Here is a 17,884-nt window from a genome sequence, read left to right as displayed (position 1 = left end):
CCTGCGACCCCATCGTGCACCCCGACGGCAGCCGGACCGCCGGACTCCGCCTGACCGACCCCCGCGCTCAAGCGCTGCTGCACCTGCTGGTGCTCTTCCGGCTGCAGATCAACGGCTTTACCAACGCCGACCTGCGAGCGCTGCTCGCCGAGCTGCTCCACCGCCCGCACATCACCGCCGGCCAGGCCACCTACGACCTGCGCCGGTTACGCCACCACGGCCTGATCGAACGCATCCCCCGCAGCCACCGCTACCGCGTCACCGACCTCGGCCTACGGCACGCGATCTTCCTCACCGCAGCCCACGACCAGTTCCTCACCACCGGCATGGCCGAACTCCACCAGCCCAGCCGACTGGCCAACGCCACCCGCACCTACCAAAGCGCGATCGATGACCTGGCCCAGCGCGCGGGCATCGCCGCCTGACCAGGCAACCCCACCTCAACATCCACAAACTTGACCCGATCTTCCCGGCTTCGCCGAATCAAGCCGGGCTAGCGAGGAACCCCGGGCGTTCACGTTCACGCCCGGGAGGAATCGCTTCCGAGGTTCGGGTTCGACCCTGGCGGTCCGTCGGGACATTTCCGACTCTCGATGTATTCCTTGACGATCGCCACAGGTGCGCCCGCCACAGGAGGCGATGAAGTAGGACGGGACCAGAAGTGCTCACCCCACAAGCATGTGCGACGTGGGCCGAGCAACTCCTTGCGAAGGAGCCGGGCCGAAGCGCCTTTGAGGCTGTTCACCAGGGTCGACAGGGTGACTTTGGGTGGGTAATGGGCGAGTAGGCGGACGCGATCGTGTTCGCCGTTGAACTCGACCGGTTCGGCTTCCGAAATCGTCGCACACTCGATCATGATCTGTTCACAGCGGTGGAGTGATTCGCGGGGAGCCTGCGCCGGTATTTGGGCGTGAAGACCACATGGGCGTGCAGGCGGTGGACGACACGTCTCCCTCGGCGGAGGGGTTGGGGTCCCATCACGGTGACATGGACCAAAAGCTATGGACCAAACGATAGTGTGTTCGATGGATGAAACTGGTGGTGCGGGTGAAGCTTCTGCCGACGCCTGAGCAGGCGGCGGCGCTGGAAGCGACCCTGCGCGCGGCCAACCTGGCCGCCAACTGGGTGTCGGGCATCGCCTTCGAGCAGAACCTTCGACGTCACTACGATCTCCGCAAACGTGTCTACGGCCAGGTGAGAGAGGAGTTCGGGCTGGCGGCCCAGGCCTCCCAGCATGTGATCAAGAAGGTCGCCGACGCCTACGCGACCTTGCGGGCCAACATTCGCGCCGGGAACCTCGGTGAGGCGGGCTCGAAACGGCGGGTGAAAGCCGAGAGCAAGCCGATCGGTTTCCGCCCCGGCGCGGCGCAGCCGTTCGACGACCGGTGCCTGTCGTGGCAGGTCGACAGCCGGACCGTCTCGGTGTGGACCCTGGCGGGGCGTCTGCGCGGGATCGCGTTCACCGGCTCGCCCGAACAGGTGGCGATGCTGGCCAAACACCGCAAGGGCGAATCGGATCTGGTGCGCCAGGACGGCTCCTGGTTCCTGATCGCCACCTGCGAGCTACCCGACCCGCCCATCGCCGACCCGGGCGGCGGGTTCGTGGGGGTCGATGTGGGGATCGTCAACATCGCCACCACCAGCGACGGCACCCGCCACTGCGGTAAAGCGTTGACCGCCCATCGGTACCGGCAGCGGCAGCTGCGCCGCCGGTTGCAGGCCAAAGCCACCAAGAGCGCCAAACGCCTGTTGAAGGCACGGCGGCGCAAGGAAGCGCGGTTCGCCGCCGACACCAACCATGTGATCGCCAAACGCATCGTGACCGAGGCAGAACGCACCGGACGCGGGATCGCCCTGGAAGACCTCCAGGGCATCCGCGAGCGGGTACGGCTTCGCAAGCCCCAGCGGGTCACCCTGCACACCTGGAGCTTCCACCAACTGGGCACCTTCATCGCCTACAAAGCCGCCCGAGCGGGGGTCGCGCTGGTCTATGTCGATCCGGCGTACACCTCCCAGGAGTGCTCACGTTGCGGACATGCGGACAAGAAGAACCGGCCTTGCCAGGAAACCTTCGCTTGTACGTCGTGCGGCTTCGCTGAGCACGCCGACGTCAACGCGGCCGTAACATCGCCAGACGCGGTGTGATGGGCTGGGCAGTGAGTCACGCTGCCGATGACGCGGCCTGACCCGTACACCCCATGTACGGCGAGGAGCTGCAAGCTCGGTCCTTCAGGGCCGAGAAGCTGACTAGAGGGCCTTCGCGTCCATCTTTTCCCCGGGCGCATACCAGAGGGGCTTGAATCCCATTGGGGTTCCTCGTTGGTTGCCGTGGGTGTTCCCACCCGCCCAGCCCTTGTTTCCCCACAGGCTCCGCCCGACCCCGCCAAATCGCCGGGACTGCCCGGAGGAATCCACGGCCACAGCGTCGTGGTTCTCCCACCCACCCAACCCTTTTGTTTCCCTTCGGGCTTCGCCCGGCCCCGTCATCGCCGTGGATTCCCACACCACAGCCCCAGTGCGGTGGTTCTCCCACCCATCCAACCCTGGTCACGGATGCCATTGCGGAGGATGAGTAGCCCTTCGGAGTCCTTGCATGTGCTGAGTGCGAGATGACGGGTAGTGACCGATTACAGGACATTCTCATCAGCACGGGAGCCGCAGGGCATCGGCTGGCCTGCCTGCAGGTAGCCGTTGCGTCGCCTGTGGCCCCTGGCAGGCGACGGCGAGATGCGTGCGCCGGGAACGCAATCCGGAATCGCGACGGGGAGCAGGACATGGCAAAGAAGGACGGACGGCGCGTGGTCGTGATCACGGGGGCCAGTGCGGGCATCGGGCGGGCCGCCGCTCGCGGATTCGCTGCGCGGGGGGACGCCGTGGCGCTGATCGCACGGGGTGCCGACGGCCTGGAAGGGGTGGCGAGTGAGGTGCGCGAGGCAGGTGGTGAGCCGCTGGCCATCGTGGCCGACACCGCCGACCATGATCAGATGGATCCCGCCGCCGGCCGGGCCGAAGACGAGCTCGGTCCGATCGACGTGTGGGTGAACGTCGCGTTCTCCTCGGTGTTCGCGCCCTTCATGGAGATCACTCCAGCGGAGTTCCGCCGGGCGACCGAGGTCACTTACCTCGGCTTCGTGAACGGCACGCGCGCCGCCCTGAAGCGGATGCTGCCCCGCGATCACGGGGTGGTCGTCCAGGTTGGCTCGGCGCTGGCGTACCGGGGGATTCCGCTGCAGAGCGCGTACTGCGGAGCCAAGCATGCCATCCAGGGATTCAACGAATCGCTGCGCTGCGAACTGTTGCACGACCAGAGCCGGGTCCGGGTGACCATGGTGCAGATGCCTGCGGTCAACACGCCGCAGTTCGACTGGGTGTTGTCGCGCCTGCCGGGTCATCCCCAGCCGGTTCCGCCGATCTACCAGCCGGAGATTCCGGCGGACGCGATCCTCTACGCGGCCGACCACCCGCGGCGCCGCGAATACTGGGTGGGCGCCCCGACCGTGGCGACGCTCCTGGCCAACGCGGTGGTCCCCGGCGTCCTGGACCGATATCTGGCCTGGACGGGCTACGGCTCCCAGCAGACCACCGAGGTGACCCACCGGGAACCCCCCAACCTGTGGCGGCCCTCCGATGACGAACCCGGCACCGATCAGGGAGCGCACGGATCCTTCGATCGCGGAGCCAAGACGCGCAGCGTGCAACTCTGGGCGTCCCAGCATCATGGAGCGCTCGCGACGGCCTCGCTCCTCGCGGCGGGCTTTGGCTACCTGGCATGGCGGCGCGCCCGCGCGTGAGAAGCAGTCCGGGACGCACGCCGATGACGGCTACGAGAACGAGCCGAGGACCAGCGCAAGATCAGGTGCCCGCCACGGCCCGGCTCTCCCGCCGACCCAGGCCTCTTCCATGTTGCCCCAGGTCAACGTGCCATCGGCCGCCGACCGGTCGGTGGGGATCGGGTAGGCGGCCGGGTCGATCCCCATGATCAGTGGTTTCGCTGCCATTCCGGGACCTCGGCCGGCAACTCCAAACGTGCGGCCGTGCCGACCGGCGGCCATCACGCGCGACCTATGCTCTTCGTACGCCTTCCGCCCCTACCTTCTCGAACAGATGGTTCTTCTTGAAGATGGTTACGTCGACTCGCGGATTACCAATTCGGTTGGGAGGACCACCGGAGATTCCGCATCAGGGGTCAGGAGGAGGCGGGCGAGTTCGCGGCCCATTTGCAGGGTCGGCTGGCGGACGGTGGTCAACGGCGGGTCGGTGTAAACGGCGGAAGCGACGTCGTCGAAGCCGACCACGGCGACGTCGTCCGGCACCCGGCGGCCCGCGTGGCGGAGTGTTTGCATGGCGCCGAAAGCCATCATGTCCGACGCGACGAACACGGCGTCCAGCGCGGGGTCGTCTTCCAGGAGTTGCCGCATCGCGAGGGCGCCGGAGTCGCGGGTGAAGTCGCCGATGGCGATGATCGAGCGGCGGCCGGAGTCGCGCAGCACTTGGCGGTAGCCGTTCAGGCGGTCGATACCGGCGACCATGTCGGGCGGGCCCGCGATGGTGGCGATGCGCCGGCGGCCACGTTCGAGGAGATGTGAGACGGCCTGGACCGCGCCGGAGACGTTATCCATGTCCACATAAGGCAGGCCATTCCCCGTGATCGGGCGACCGCTGCAAACCACCGGAATTCCCCGCCGGGCGAGCGTCATCGGCAACGGATCCGCGCCGTGCATGGACGCGATGATCACACCGTCGACGTGACCGGCGGTCGTGTAACGCTCGACCCGCTCGTGCCCCCGGGCCGACCCCGCCATCATCAGCACGAGCTGCTTGTCGGCGGCCTCGACCTCCTGGCTGACCCCTCGGATGATCCCCGCGAACGTCGGATCGTCCGAGAACACCCGCACGGGCGGTTCGGAAAAGACGAGCGCGATCGAGTCCGCCCGCTGCGTGACCAAACTCCGTGCCGCGAAATTAGGGACATATCCGAGTTCGTCCACCGCACGCATGACGGCGACCCGGATATCTTCCCCCACACTCGACGACCCGTTCACCACCCGCGAAACGGTCGCCCGGGACACGCCGGCCCGGGCGGCCACTTTCTCCAAGGTCGGGCGCACGGTCACGCCATTCCCCTATCTATCTCCGCCACGGCAGACCGCCCCCGCGCTCTAGAACACACCCGACCATACCGACGCCGACCGACCGCCCCGACACCAGGGAGACCTCACGCCGGCAGCCCATTCCGCCGGATGACCTCGCTATACCAGCGCGCACTCTCCTTCGGCACCCGCTCCTGCGACGCGTAATCCACGTAAACCAGCCCGAACCGCTTCTCGTACCCGTACGCCCACTCGAAGTTGTCCATGAACGACCACACCAGGTATCCCCGCAGATCCACCCCCGCGGCGATCGCGGCATGCGCGGCCCGGAAATGCGCGTCCAGGAACGCGATCCGCCGCTCGTCGCTGACCCGCCCACCGGACAGCACGTCCTCGAAGGCCGCACCGTTCTCGGTGATCACCAACGGCACCGGCGGATAGTCCCGCTTGAGCCCGATAAGCAGTTCAGTCAACCCATCCGCCTCGATCGGCCAGCCCATGGCCGTAGTCGGCCCGGGCTTGTCGATGAACCCGACGCCTTCGCTGCCTGGGAAGACCGGGTTGGCAGGCTGCCCTGGACGCGGCTCCACCTGGAACGGGTGGTAATAGTTCACCCCGAGCATGTCGATGGGCGCCCCGATCAGAGCAAGATCACCCTCCTTCACGAACGACCAGTCCGTGAAACGCTCGGCTCGCCGTACCACATCGGTCGGGTATTCCCCCCGCAGCACCGGATCCAGGAAGATCCGGTTCAGGATCCCGTCAGGCACCGCGACCGCGGTCAGATCGGACCCGCGCACCGGCGCCAGGTTGAGCGTGATGCCGACCTCGCGAGCCCCGGCACGCCGGAGTTCGCGGGTGGCCAGGCCGTGGCCGAGCAGCAGGTGGTGGGCCGCCGCGAAGGCCGCCCCCGGATCGGTACGCCCCGGCGCGTGCACCCCCGCCGCGTACCCGAGAAACGCGGAACACCACGGCTCGTTCAGCGTGGTCCACAGCTCGATCCGATCCCCGAGCCGCCGATGCACGATCGTCGCGTACTCCGCGAAACGCTCGGCGGTGTCCCGGTTCGTCCAGCCGCCGTGATCTTCCAGGGTCTGCGGCAGATCCCAGTGGTAGAGGGTCAGGATCGGCGTGATCCCATGCCCGCCGAGCTCGTCGACCAGCCGGTCATAGAAGTCCAGCCCCCGGGAATTGGCCGGACCGGAACCATCGGGCTGGATGCGCGGCCAGGACACCGAGAACCGGTAGGCCCCCATGCCGAGCCCCGCCATGATCGCCACATCGCTCGCGTAGCGGTGGTAGTGATCGCAGGCGACCTCCCCGGTATGCCCGAGATGCACTTTCCCAGGCGTCCGCGCGAAGGTGTCCCAGATGGAGGGCCCCCGGCCGTCCTCCCGGGCCGCGCCCTCGATCTGGTACGCCGCCGTGGCCGTCCCCCACACGAAACCCGCCGGGAATTCCAGCACGCCGGGTTCCGCCCCCCGAGCCAACTCCGCGGACACGGTCATGTCGCTCGCCCCTCCCCGCGCCTCCCCGTGAGAGCGCTCTCAGGCAGCATCCCGGCTGGATGGACCGACTGTCAAGGCGAGCCGAGACGCACACGTTTTCCTGGATACGCGTGATAACCCATTGACGTGACGTTAACGGCGGGGTTACCGTCCTGCCGCTGAGAGCGCTCTCTGAATTCCCCCCGGGCGGAGCACCCCCGCCAGCTCGGTACCCGAGGAGGTAACCGTGCGTGTCAAGACAGTCGTTGTCGCCGCCAGCATGGTGGCAACGGCGCTCGTCGTCCCCGTCGTCACCGCGGGCCCCGCGAACGCGGTCGCGGTCGGTGCCGGCAGCTACGCAGCCACCCGCCCGGCCGGCACCGTCGGCCCCTCGAACAACACCGGCCAGGCCGTGACCCCCAAGGTCACGTCCCGGATGGCCGGCCGCGCCGTGCCCACCAACGACTGGTGGTCCTCGCTGGTCTGGCAGCGGTACGCGGGCAACCCGTACTCCGAGAACATGTACGCCCACCCGCTCGCCTTCCACGCCTGGGCCAACGGGCTCGGCGTGGGCTACCAGCCCAGCCCGACGATCACTCCGGACCAGCGGAACTACGAGCACATCGCGCCCAACGACCTGACCGTCGGCATCACGGGGCTGAACGCGCCCCGGACCGAGGTGGACGGCTGGTCGGACTGGACGGTGACGCCGCAGTGGACCGACGGGGCCCGCACCCTGCGCACCACGATCGGGCACGGCTCGCCCTACGTGTTCGCGGAGGCGAGCGGCGGTAACGCGCAGGTTACGTTCAACGGGCCCGCAACCGTCTGGAGCAACACCGGAAACGTGCTCGGCGTGGCCGTGAACGGCCGTGACTACGCGCTGTTCGCGCCGACCGGAATCAACTGGACGCTGACCGGAACCGCCAACGCGACCGCGCCGGCCGGCTTCTACTCGGTCGCGGTGCTGCCGTCCCGGGCAGCGCTGCCGCTCTACACGCAGTACGCCTACTCCTTCGTCACCAACACCACCGTGAGCTGGTCCTACAACGCGGCGGCCGGGCAGCTCACCGCGACCTACGCGGCCACCACGACCGCCCGCCAGGGCAGCCAGACCGGGACGTTGTTCGCGCTCTACCGGCACCAGTGGCTGAACAGCACCGACGCGCTGACCGCGCACACCTACGTATCGCCGCGCGGCCAGATGAAGGTCCGCGCCGGCACCTCGTTCAGCACCTCCTCGAAGTTCAACGGCGTGCTTCCCGCGCTGCCGATCGCGCCCGGCGCCGACACCAACCGGATCAGGGCCGACATCGACGCCGAGCTCAACGCGGCCGACCCGTACAAGGGCGCGGTGGACACCTACTGGACCGGCAAGGCGCTCTGGCGGCTGGCCGCGCTCATCCCGGTGGCCAACCAGATCGGCTACACCGCCGGGCGGGACCGGGCGATCAACCTGGTCAAGACCCGCCTGGCCGACTGGCTGACCGCGGGCTCGGGCGAGACCGGCCGGCTGTTCGCCTACGACTCGACCTGGGGCACGCTGATCGGCTACCCCGCGTCGTACGGCTCCGACGCCGAGCTCAACGACCACCACTTCCACTACGGCTACTACATCCTGGCCGGCGCCATGATCGCCCAGCACGACCCGGCCTGGGTCGCCGGCTCCCGGTACGGCGGCATGCTGAAACTCCTGGTCAAGGAGTCCGCCAACTACGACAGGAGCGACGCCCGCTTCCCGTTCCTGCGCAACTTCGACCCGTACGCCGGGCACGCCTGGGCCGCCGGGCACGGCGCGTTCGCGCACGGCAACAACCAGGAGTCCTCGTCCGAGGCGATGATGTTCAACACCGCCGCCATCCTGTACGGCCAGGCGACCGGCGACAACGCCCTCCGCGACATGGGCATCTACCAGTACACGACCGAACGCGACGCGATCGGCCAGTACTGGTTCGACAAGGACAACGCCGTCTTCCCGTCCACCTTCCCGCACGACACGCTCGGCATCGTCTGGGGCGCGGCCGGCGCGTACGCCACCTGGTGGACCGCCAACCCGGAGGAGATCCACGGCATCAACATGCTGCCGATCACCGGCGGCTCGCTCTACCACGGCGCCTGGAAGGCCGACATCCTCCAGAACGTGGCCGAGATCCGGGCCGGCAACGGCGGTCAGGAGGCCGAGTGGCGGGACGTGATCTGGGAATTCCTGGCGATGAGCGATCCGGCGCAGGCGCAATCGCTCTGGCTGGGGGCCAATCCGGGTCCCGAGGACGGCGATTCGCGGGCGCACGCGTATCACTGGATCTCCTCGCTGAACGCGTGGGGCACGCCGGACCATTCGGTCACGGGTAACGTGCCGACGTACGCGGTGCTGAATAAGGGCGGGGCGAAGACGTACATCGCCTACAACGTGTCGAGTTCTGCCGTGACCGTAACGTTTTCGGATGGGCAGACGCTGGCCGTACCGGCCCGGGCGATGGCCTGGCGCGGCGCGGCGGGCAGCGGCGTCGAGAACGGCAACGGCGCGGGCCCGAACCCCAGCCCGAGCCCGAGCCCAAGCCCCTCGCCGGGCACCGGATTCGACGCGCGTTCCACCATCCAGGCGGAAGCGCGCAACGCCCAGCAGGGCACCACGCTGGAGACCACCACCGACACCGGCGGCGGCCAGAACGCCGCGCATATCGCCAACGGTGACTGGCTGCGGTTCGACGGCGTGCGCTTCAACGGCGAGTTCCAGTTCAAGGCCCGGGTCGCGTCCGGCGCCGCGGGCGGGATCAGCGGCCTGGTCCAGGTACGGCTGGGCAGCCCGACCGCCACCCCCATCGGCGAGTTCGCGGTCGCCAACACCGGCGGCTGGCAGTCCTGGACCACGGTCCCGGCGAACATCGCCCCCACCTCCGGCACCCACACCGTCTACATCACCTTCGCCAGCGGCCAGCCGGCCGATTTCGTCAACCTGAACTGGTTCACCTTCGCGGTGAGCTGACGCATCGCTGATCAAACCCGCCGGGCGGTCACCGCACCGCCCGGCGTTCTTCCAGAGACGCGTGAGAGCGCTCTCTAATCGGCATAACACCGCAATTCACAATCCCGTAACCGTAATCTCACATCGATTGACATCCCCACGACAAGAGATAAGGCTTCCGGAATCGCTCTCTCACGAGAGTTCCCGGTAACAGCTTTGGAGGAAGGGTCCATGTCGCTCCTCTCACGACCCGCCCGTATAACGGCCGTCGCAGCCGGCCTAGCGCTGATCGCCGCCGGATGCGGATCTTCGGAGACCACCACGCCGCCCGCCGCAGGGGGCAGCAGCGCCGCCGTCTCCGCGGAGTGCCAGCCGTTTGCCGAATACGGCTCGTTCGCCGGTAAGACGGTGAGCATCTACTCCCCCATCCGTGACACGGAAGCAGATCTGTTCCAGGAAGCCTGGGCTCCGTTCGCCAAGTGCACCGGAATGAAGATCACCTACGAGGGCACCGGCGAGTTCGAAGCGCAGATCCAGGTACGCTCCGACGCCGGCAACCCGCCTGACATCGCCTTCTTCCCGCAGCCGGGTCTGCTGGAGCGCTTCGCCAAGGCCGGCAAGCTCAAGCCCGCCTCGGCCAAGGTGAAGGAGCTGACCGACACCAACTGGTCGGCGGACTGGGCCAAGTACGCCACCGTCGACAACGTCTTCTACGGCGCCCCGCTCGGCGCCAGCGTGAAGTCCTTCGTCTGGTACTCGCCGAAGATGTTCGCCGAGAAGGGCTGGAAGATCCCCACCACGTGGGACGAGCTGATGACCCTCAGCGACACCATCGCCGCCACCGGCATCAAGCCCTGGTGCGCGGGCATCGAGTCCGGTGACGCCACCGGCTGGCCGGCCACCGACTGGATCGAGGACATCATCCTCCGCGACCTCGGTCCCGAGGAGTACGACAACTGGGTCGCCCACAAGCTCGCCTTCAACGACCCGAAGGTCGTCGCGGCGGTCGACAAGGTCGGCGCGATCCTGAAGAACGACAAGTACGTCAACGGCGGCTACGGCCCCGTGAAGTCGATCTCCAGCACCGCCTTCCAGGAGGGCGGCGTGCCGATCACCGAGGGCAAGTGCGCCCTGCACCGGCAGGCTTCCTTCTACGCCAACTTCTGGCCTGAGGGCACCGTGGTCGGCGAGAACGACGACGTCTACGCGTTCTACCTGCCCGGCAACGACACCACCAAGAAGCCCGTGCTCGGCGCCGGCGAGTTCGTCGCGGCCTTCGCCGACCGTCCCGAGGTCCAGGCCGTGCAGGCGTACCTGGCCGGCACCGAATTCCCGAACGCCCGGATGAAGCTGGCCACCTACGTCTCCGCCAACAAGGGCGTGGACCTGGCCAACGCACAGAACCCGATCGACAAGCTGTCCATGGAGATCCTCCAGGACCCGGCGACGATCTTCCGCTTCGACGGTTCCGACCTGATGCCCGCCGCGGTCGGCGCGGGCACCTTCTGGAAGGGCATGACCGACTGGATCAACGGCAAGGACACGAAGTCCACCCTGGACTTCATTGACGCCTCCTGGCCGAAGTCGTAGAACCAAGCTCAACAGGTGAAGTAAACGTCCGGCTCCGGTCATCGGAGCCGGACGTTGCCTGCCTCAAGGGAGACCCATACCCCCATGGATCTGAACTTCGACTTCGCGGCCGAGCAACCCAAGCTGGTCCAACTCCTGATCGGTGTCGTCGCGTTCTTCGCCTTCATCGGCCTCATGCTGCTGCTCCTGGACCGCGCCCCGATGCGGCAGCGGGCCAGGCTGCACGCTCTCATCCTGCTCGGTCCCGCGCTGATCCTGCTGGGTATCGGCCTGATCATTCCGGGCATCCGCACCACCCTCCTGTCGTTCATGAACGGGGACAGTTCGACCTGGGTGGGGTTCGAGAACTACTCCTGGATGTTCACCCAGCCCGAGGCGCTCACCGTGCTGCGGAACACGCTCATCTGGGTGCTGGTCGTGCCGCTGCTGGTCACCGCCATCGGGCTGGTGTACGCGGTGGTGGTGGACAACACCCGGTTCGAGTCGCTGGCCAAGTCGCTGGTGTTCCTGCCGATGGCGATCTCGTTCGTCGGGGCGGGCATCATCTGGCGGTTCGTGTACGCCTACCGGCCTGAGGAGGCCGACCAGATCGGGTTGCTCAACCAGATCGTGGTCTTCTTCGGCGGCACTCCGCAGCAGTGGCTGCTGGAACCGCCGGTCAACACGCTGTTCCTGATCGTCGTCATGGTCTGGATCCAGGCCGGGTTCGCCACCGTGGTGCTGTCGGCCGCGATCAAGGGCATCCCGTCCGAGATCGTGGAGGCGGCCCGGCTGGACGGGGCCAGCCCGATCCAGATGTTCTTCCGGGTCACGATTCCGGCGATCCGGCCGGCCGTGATCGTGGTGGTGGTCACCCAGTGCATCGGGACGCTGAAGCTGTTCGACATCGTCCGTACCATGACCGGCGGGCAGTTCGACACCAGCGTCATCGCCAACGAGATGTACAACCAGTCGTTCCGCTACGGCGAGACGGGCAAGGGTTCGGCCCTGGCGGTGTTCCTGTTCGTGCTCGTCATCCCCATCGTGATCTACCAGATCCGCAACCTGCGGCAGCAACGGGAGGCAAGATGACCGCCACGGTCACCCCGACGCCCCAAACGTCCTCCCCGCCGCCGAGCACCCCGCAGTCCCGCGTCCGCAAGCGGCTGACCAGCAGGTGGGCCAGCCTGATCGCGATCGTGATCGCGCTGCTGTGGACCACGCCGACGTTCGGGCTCTTCCTGTCCTCCTTCCGGCCCGAGGACCAGATCAAGCAGACCGGCTGGTGGACGTTCTTCAGCGATCCGGTGCTGACGCTGGAGAACTACCAGTCGGTGCTGTTCAGCACCTCGTCCTCGTCCGGCCAGATGGCCAGCTTCCTGATCAACTCGCTGGTCATCACGATCCCGTCCGTGCTGTTCCCGGTGGCCCTGGCCACCTTCGCCGCGTACGCGCTGAGCTGGCTGGACTTCCGCGGCCGGGACTGGATCTACATCGGCATCTTCGCCCTCCAGGTGGTTCCGCTGCAGATGGCCCTGGTGCCGCTGCTGTCGTTCTTCTCCCAGGGCGTCGAGATCTTCGGGCTGACCGTGCTGCCCGCCTGGGATCTGGAGGGCCCGGCCAAGTTCATCCAGGTCTGGTTCGCCCACACCTGCTTCGCCCTGCCCGTCGGCGTCTTCCTGCTGCACAACTTCATGTCGGAGCTGCCGGGATCGCTGATCGAGGCGGCCCGGGTGGACGGCGCCACGCACGGGAAGATCCTGCGCAGGATCGTGCTGCCGCTGGTGCTGCCGGCGCTGGCCTCCTTCGGCATCTTCCAGTTCCTGTGGGTCTGGAATGACCTGCTGGTCGCACTGATCTTCGCCGGTGGCACGCCGGACTCGGCTCCGATGACGGTACGGCTGGCGCAGATGGCCGGCACCCGGGGCAACGAATGGCAACGCCTCACGGCGGGCGCGTTCGTGTCGATCATCGTGCCGCTCGCGGTGTTCCTGTCCATGCAGCGTTACTTCGTCCGCGGCCTGCTGGCCGGTGGCATCAAGGGATAATCCGCCGTTAATGAGAAATGCGCCCCCTGGAATAAAATAATCTCAGTTCAATCGCCCGACCTGCGCCAACGTAAGATCGGTACGCTTGGTCGCGCATTTCTCATTACCGGAGGGTCTCGATGAAGCGCCCCACCCTGGAGGCTGTCGCCGCGCGTGCGGGGGTGTCCCGGGCAACCGTTTCCCGGGTCGTCAACGGGCAGTCCACGGTCGGCCCGGAGATCCGCGACGTGGTCATGCGGGCCGTCCGCGAGCTCGGCTACGTGCCCAACTCGGCGGCGCGCAGCCTGGTCACCCAGCGGACCGACTCCATCGCCCTGGTCGTCTCCGAGCCCCCGACCAGGGTGTTCTCCGACGACCCGATGTTCTCCACGGTGATCCGCTCGGCCAGCGTGGAGCTCGAGGCGGCCGACAAGCAGGTCGTGCTCATGCTCAGCGGCACCGCCCAGAGCCACGCCCGAGTGGAGCGCTACATCGCCTCCGGGCACGTGGACGGCGTCATGCTCATCTCCATGCACGGCGCCGACCCGCTGCCGGCCGCCATCACCCGGATGGGCGTGCCCGCCGTCTCGTACGGCCGGCCCGCGGTTCCGGTGGCCTTGCCGTACGTGGACAACGACAACGTCGGCGGCGCCGAGAAGGCCGTCAAGCACCTGCTGGAGCGCGGGCGGCGGCGGATCGCCACCATCGCGGGCCCGCAGGACATGATCGGCGGGCAGGACCGGCTGACCGGCTACCGGACCGCGCTGCGCGACTCCGACCGGCGGTCCATCGTGGCGGTGGGCGACTTCACCCGGGAGTCGGGCGCGATCGCGATGCGGCAGCTGCTGGAGGACGACCCCCAGCTGGACGCGGTCTTCATCGCCAACGACCTGATGGCCATCGGCGCCATCCAGGCGCTGCGCCAGGCCGGGCGGAGCGTGCCGGACGACGTGGCCATCGTCGGGTTCGACGACATCGAGGCGGCGCGGTACACCGATCCGCCGCTGACCACCGTCCGGCATCCGATCATCGAGCAGGCGGCGGCCATGGTCGCGCTGCTGCTCAGCCTGCTGGAGGGCGACGAGAACGCGGCCAGCCCGGTGATCCTGCCCACCGAGCTGGTGATCCGCGAGTCAGCCTAGGGAGTTCTTGATCCTGGCCAGGACGTTGAGCGGGGCCAGGCCGTACGCGAAGAAGTCCACGCCGGTCGCGCCCGCGGCCTTGGCGGCGCGGACCTTGGCGGCCAGGCGGTCGGTGGCGTCGGTCTCGCCGAGGGCGGCGATGTCCGGCGCGCCGGGCCGCAGCACCGCGCGCAGCCCCCGGTCCTTGCCGACCGAACGCTGGTAGGCGGCGATGTCGTCGGCGACCCTGGCCGCGTCGCGGGCGTAGGCCAGGACGGCGAAGGACGGCACGATGTCGCCGAGGGCGACCAGGTCGACGCCGAGTTGCCAGGCGTCGTGGGCGGCGAGTCCGGCCGGGGGCAGGCCGTCGGCGTAACCTTTGGCCGCGCCGGTGCCGTCGGTGAAGGTGAGCCTGGAGCCCTCCTCGGTGACGGCGGCGGCGACCTCGGCGACCAGCGTGGTGACGGTCTCGGAGCGGGCCCGGGCGTAGGCGACCACCTCCGGTCCGGCGTAGGCGGTGAGCGCGGCCCTGGTCACCTCGCCCTGGGCGGGCGGGTCGCCGTCCAGGACGCCGCCGACGATCCTGCCGCACTCCTCGCGGGCCACCTCGGCGTTGACGCCCAGGTCGGCGGCGCGGCGCAGGCAGTGGTGGCAGAAGCAGAGGCCGAACAGGTAGGCGTCCATCGGGCCGAGTGGGACCGCACAGCGTTCGTAGCTGAACGGGCTGAAATGCAGGGCTTCGGCGACGACGCTGTCGAAGCCCTGGCGGGCGACGGCGCGGGCCAGGGCCACCGCGTATTCGCGGACGTCCGGGTGGGCCGGGCAGAGATCGGCCGGGGAGCCGCGGTCGCCGAAGCAGTTGCGGATGGTGACCTGGGGGTGCTGCTCGCCGATCGCGGCGTTGCGGAGGAAGACCGTCCAGCCGTGTACGGCCAGTCCTCTTTGCCGGAGTTCACCCAAGGGGAGCTGGGGTTGCTTCTGGGGGACCAAACGGCCGCCTTCCGGCAGGGGGACCCGAACGCCGTCGTGGCGCACGGTCACCCGGGTGGCTCCGTGCGGGGTGATATCCCTGGACCGCTCGGAAGTGACGGCGATTGTTACCCCCGCCGCGCCATAGCCAGTGATCCGGTCGAGGACCTGATCGACGCCCTCGGCCAAATCCTCGGCAAAGACGTACACGGAGGTGTCCACCTACTGCCCCTTGTACGCCACGAAGTCGATCTCGACCAGGATGTCGAGGAGCTGGGAGCCGACGGTGGTCCGCACCGGATAAGGCTCGGTGAAGTACGACTTGTACACCTCGTTGTAGGCGGCGAAGTCCTCCTTCAGGTTCTGCAGGTGCACGGTGGACTTCACCACATGCGCGAAGGTCAGCCCGTGCGCGGCCAGGATGGCGCCCAGGTTCTGCAGGGTTTTGTGCGTCTGCTCGGCCACGTCGACGCCGACCACCTCGCCGGTCGCCGCGTCCAGCGGCCCCACGCCCGCGGTGTACACGAAGTCCCCCACCACCAGGCCCTGCGAGTAGGGGCCGACCGGCGCGTAGCTGTCGGTGGTACGGATCTCCTGCATCTTTCGCTCCTAGAAGTAGGTGGTGATCAGATCGACGACCACGTGGTCGTCGTCGACGACGGGGATGACGCGCCACTTGTCGAACGCCGTGCACGGGTGGGAGATGCCGAACGAGACCAGGTCCCCGGGGCGCAGGCCGTCGCCGCTGAGGTAGGTGTGCTGGTCCTGGATTCGCTCCACGGTGATGCCGGCGGGCATGTTGTGCGGGATCGGCAGGTCGATGTCGTAGGGGACGTCGCGTTTGCCCATGCCGACCATGATCAGGCCGGGCTCCGGGGTGGAGATCACTTGGGCCCAGACTTCGATGGCGGGCTGGAGGACGTCGCGGAGGGGGCTGGCGCGGGCGTACAGGCCTTCGTCGTGGGCGATGTACGCGCCGCTGCGCAGGATCACGGTGGCGTCCTCGATGCCGAGCTCTTCGGCGACCAGGTCGAACCAGGCGCTGCCGCCCGCGGAGACGATCAAATGCTTGGTGTACGGCCTGACGAGTTCGGCGGCTTCGGCGAGTTGCCGGAGGTAGGCGCGGACCTCGTCAGGGCCGGGCTGAGTGCCCTCGTATCCGGCTACTCCGGCGAGTTCGACGCCCTCGGTGTTGGTGATCATCTCGGTGAGGGTGCGCAGTTCTTTCAGGCCGCGACAGCCGGTGCGCGCGTTGGGCTGGCCCAGTTCGATCAGGACCTGGAACGGCTTGTTCCCCGCAGCCGCTGAGAGCGCGCTGACGCCTTCGGGACAATCGGCATACACCAGGCATTCGAAGCCTGCTTCGAGCTCGCCAGCGAGCCAGTGGAGCGCTCCCACGTCGTAGATTTCGTTGGCCAGGAGCACGCGCCGTACGCCGAAGTGCCGGAAGGCGAGGACTTGGGCGGCGTTGGCGGCGGTCATGCCCCAGGCACCGGCGCGGAGCTGGGCCTGGACGAGTTCGGGGGACATGGTGGTCTTGCCGTGCGGGGCGAAGGTCAGGCCGTGGTCGGTGGCGAAGCGGGCCAGGGTGGCGATGTTGTGATTGAGGGCCGATTGGCGGAGCACGAGGAGCGGCCAGGTGAAAGGGCCGTCGAAGAGGGAGTGGCGGGCTGCCAGGAAGTCGGTTCTGGTGATCGGTTCCGGGTGCAGGAAGCCGCGGGTGCGCCAGTCGATGACCGGGTCGTCGAAGTTCATGCCGCCTCCCCGGTATAGACCACCCCGTGGATCGTACTGGACCTCAGGCGGCACGGAGGGCGCGGCCGGGGGTGGCTCCTGTGAGATGGCCGTCCTTGAGTACGGGGACGCCTGCCACGAGGACGTCGTTGATGCCGACGGAGAGGGAGCGTGGGTCCTGGTAGGTCGCGGTGTCGGACACTGTTTCCGGGTTCACGACGATCAGGTCTGCGATCTGGCCGGGCCGGATCAGACCACGGTCGGGGAGGTGGAAGCGGCGGGCTGGGTGCGAGGCGAAGTGCACCGCCGCTTGTTCCCAGGTCAGGTCGCCGAGTTCACGGACATGACGGCCGAGGTAACGCGCGAACGTTCCGTAGGCGCGTGGGTGGGGGTGCCCGCCGACGTGAATACCGTCGGATCCGCCCATATGTCCCGGATCCCGCATGATCGCCCTGATGGACTCCTCACCGCGCGGCCCTTCATCCGGACGCGCCATCACGCATCCCGCCTCCAGTCGCGTCTCGATCAGCAGCACCCGGCAGAACTCCTCAACCGAAGCGCCGTATCTCTCCGCGGCTTCCGGCAGCGTCAGCCCCTCAGCCCACTCGAACGTCGGCGCGTGCGCCAACGTCAACCGCTCCCAGACCACCTGTGACCACTCCCGCTTTACCCGTTCCCCCTCTTCGACGAGTACGGCGAGCGCCTTCTCGATATCAGCCGCGGGCACCCAGCTGGGCAACACGACCATCCCCAGAATCGTGCTCCCCCGCAGATAGGGATAGGTATCGAAGCTCAGATCCACCCCTTTGTCCCGCGCCCGCTCAACGAGCCCCAGCAATTCCCCCGAAGGCCCATGAAAATGCGAAATATGCACCGCCACGTCCGACCGCCGCGCAATCTCCACAACCTCCGCCACTCCCAC

At 67.9% G+C, this 17,884-nt stretch carries 16 protein-coding genes; 8 read left to right on the top strand and 8 right to left on the bottom strand.

Annotated features, from left to right (window positions below; all coding sequences use genetic code 11):
• A partial coding sequence (locus Amac_RS54325) for a hypothetical protein (RefSeq protein ID WP_218041791.1) occupies positions 1-425 on the top strand: 425 nt, incomplete at its 5' end.
• 95 nt (positions 426-520) lie between these two features.
• Here the strand turns inward: Amac_RS54325 and tnpA are convergent.
• Positions 521-904 (bottom strand): IS200/IS605 family transposase, encoded by a 384-nt coding sequence (tnpA, locus tag Amac_RS52270; RefSeq protein WP_373869958.1) that lies wholly within the window; start codon positions 902-904, stop codon positions 521-523.
• Positions 905-1,029: 125 nt separating this feature from the next.
• On the opposite strand from tnpA, the gene Amac_RS52265 reads away from it, so the two are divergent.
• Both Amac_RS52265 and Amac_RS52260 read left to right on the top strand, forming a co-directional pair.
• On the top strand, positions 1,030-2,145 hold the full coding sequence (locus tag Amac_RS52265; protein ID WP_246269251.1) for an RNA-guided endonuclease InsQ/TnpB family protein: 1,116 nt from the start codon (positions 1,030-1,032) through the stop codon (positions 2,143-2,145).
• Between the two features lie 629 nt (positions 2,146-2,774).
• Positions 2,775-3,791, top strand: coding sequence for an SDR family oxidoreductase (locus Amac_RS52260; protein ID WP_155361879.1), 1,017 nt, complete (start codon positions 2,775-2,777; stop codon positions 3,789-3,791).
• A gap of 30 nt (positions 3,792-3,821) precedes the next feature.
• Here the strand turns inward: Amac_RS52260 and Amac_RS52255 are convergent, their stop codons facing one another.
• The 3 genes from Amac_RS52255 to Amac_RS52245 all read right to left on the bottom strand — a co-directional run bounded on the left by Amac_RS52255 (position 3,822) and on the right by Amac_RS52245 (position 6,598).
• On the bottom strand, positions 3,822-3,998 hold the full coding sequence (locus Amac_RS52255) for a hypothetical protein (RefSeq protein ID WP_155361878.1): 177 nt from the start codon (positions 3,996-3,998) through the stop codon (positions 3,822-3,824).
• Between the two features lie 126 nt (positions 3,999-4,124).
• Complete coding sequence (locus Amac_RS52250; protein WP_155361877.1) at positions 4,125-5,114, bottom strand: LacI family DNA-binding transcriptional regulator; 990 nt, start codon at positions 5,112-5,114, stop codon at positions 4,125-4,127.
• 101 nt (positions 5,115-5,215) lie between these two features.
• Complete coding sequence (locus Amac_RS52245; protein ID WP_155361876.1) at positions 5,216-6,598, bottom strand: GH1 family beta-glucosidase; 1,383 nt, start codon at positions 6,596-6,598, stop codon at positions 5,216-5,218.
• Between the two features lie 226 nt (positions 6,599-6,824).
• On the opposite strand from Amac_RS52245, the gene Amac_RS52240 reads away from it, so the two are divergent.
• The 5 genes from Amac_RS52240 (at position 6,825) to Amac_RS52220 (ending at position 14,280) form a co-directional block, all read left to right on the top strand.
• A complete protein-coding gene (locus tag Amac_RS52240) occupies positions 6,825-9,563 on the top strand; it encodes a glycosyl hydrolase (RefSeq protein ID WP_155361875.1) in 2,739 nt (912 codons plus the stop codon).
• Positions 9,564-9,773: 210 nt separating this feature from the next.
• Positions 9,774-11,132, top strand: a complete 1,359-nt coding sequence (locus Amac_RS52235; RefSeq protein ID WP_155361874.1) for an ABC transporter substrate-binding protein — start codon at positions 9,774-9,776, stop codon at positions 11,130-11,132.
• Between the two features lie 90 nt (positions 11,133-11,222).
• Positions 11,223-12,203 (top strand): carbohydrate ABC transporter permease, encoded by a 981-nt coding sequence (locus tag Amac_RS52230; protein ID WP_155361880.1) that lies wholly within the window; start codon positions 11,223-11,225, stop codon positions 12,201-12,203.
• Positions 12,200-13,159 (top strand): carbohydrate ABC transporter permease, encoded by a 960-nt coding sequence (locus tag Amac_RS52225; protein WP_155361873.1) that lies wholly within the window; start codon positions 12,200-12,202, stop codon positions 13,157-13,159. The genes Amac_RS52230 and Amac_RS52225 overlap by 4 nt, the downstream gene beginning before the upstream one ends.
• A 119-nt stretch (positions 13,160-13,278) precedes the next feature.
• Entirely contained in the window at positions 13,279-14,280 is a 1,002-nt protein-coding gene (locus Amac_RS52220) for a LacI family DNA-binding transcriptional regulator (protein WP_155361872.1), read from the top strand.
• Here Amac_RS52220 and Amac_RS52215 read toward each other — a convergent pair.
• From Amac_RS52215 to Amac_RS52200, 4 genes are all read right to left on the bottom strand, one after another.
• A complete protein-coding gene (locus tag Amac_RS52215; RefSeq protein ID WP_155361871.1) occupies positions 14,272-15,450 on the bottom strand; it encodes a hypothetical protein in 1,179 nt (392 codons plus the stop codon). The two genes, Amac_RS52220 and Amac_RS52215, sit on opposite strands and share 9 nt — an antisense overlap.
• On the bottom strand, positions 15,451-15,828 hold the full coding sequence (locus tag Amac_RS52210; protein ID WP_155361870.1) for a Rid family detoxifying hydrolase: 378 nt from the start codon (positions 15,826-15,828) through the stop codon (positions 15,451-15,453).
• A 9-nt stretch (positions 15,829-15,837) separates the two neighbouring features.
• On the bottom strand, positions 15,838-16,983 hold the full coding sequence (locus Amac_RS52205) for an alanine racemase (RefSeq protein ID WP_155361869.1): 1,146 nt from the start codon (positions 16,981-16,983) through the stop codon (positions 15,838-15,840).
• A gap of 43 nt (positions 16,984-17,026) precedes the next feature.
• The coding region (locus tag Amac_RS52200; protein ID WP_155361868.1) for an amidohydrolase family protein at positions 17,027-17,884 on the bottom strand (858 nt) is incomplete at its 5' end.

The organism is Acrocarpospora macrocephala (assembly GCF_009687865.1).
GTDB classification, from domain to species: domain Bacteria; phylum Actinomycetota; class Actinomycetes; order Streptosporangiales; family Streptosporangiaceae; genus Acrocarpospora; species Acrocarpospora macrocephala.
This window is presented reverse-complemented; position numbering and strand designations above follow the sequence as displayed.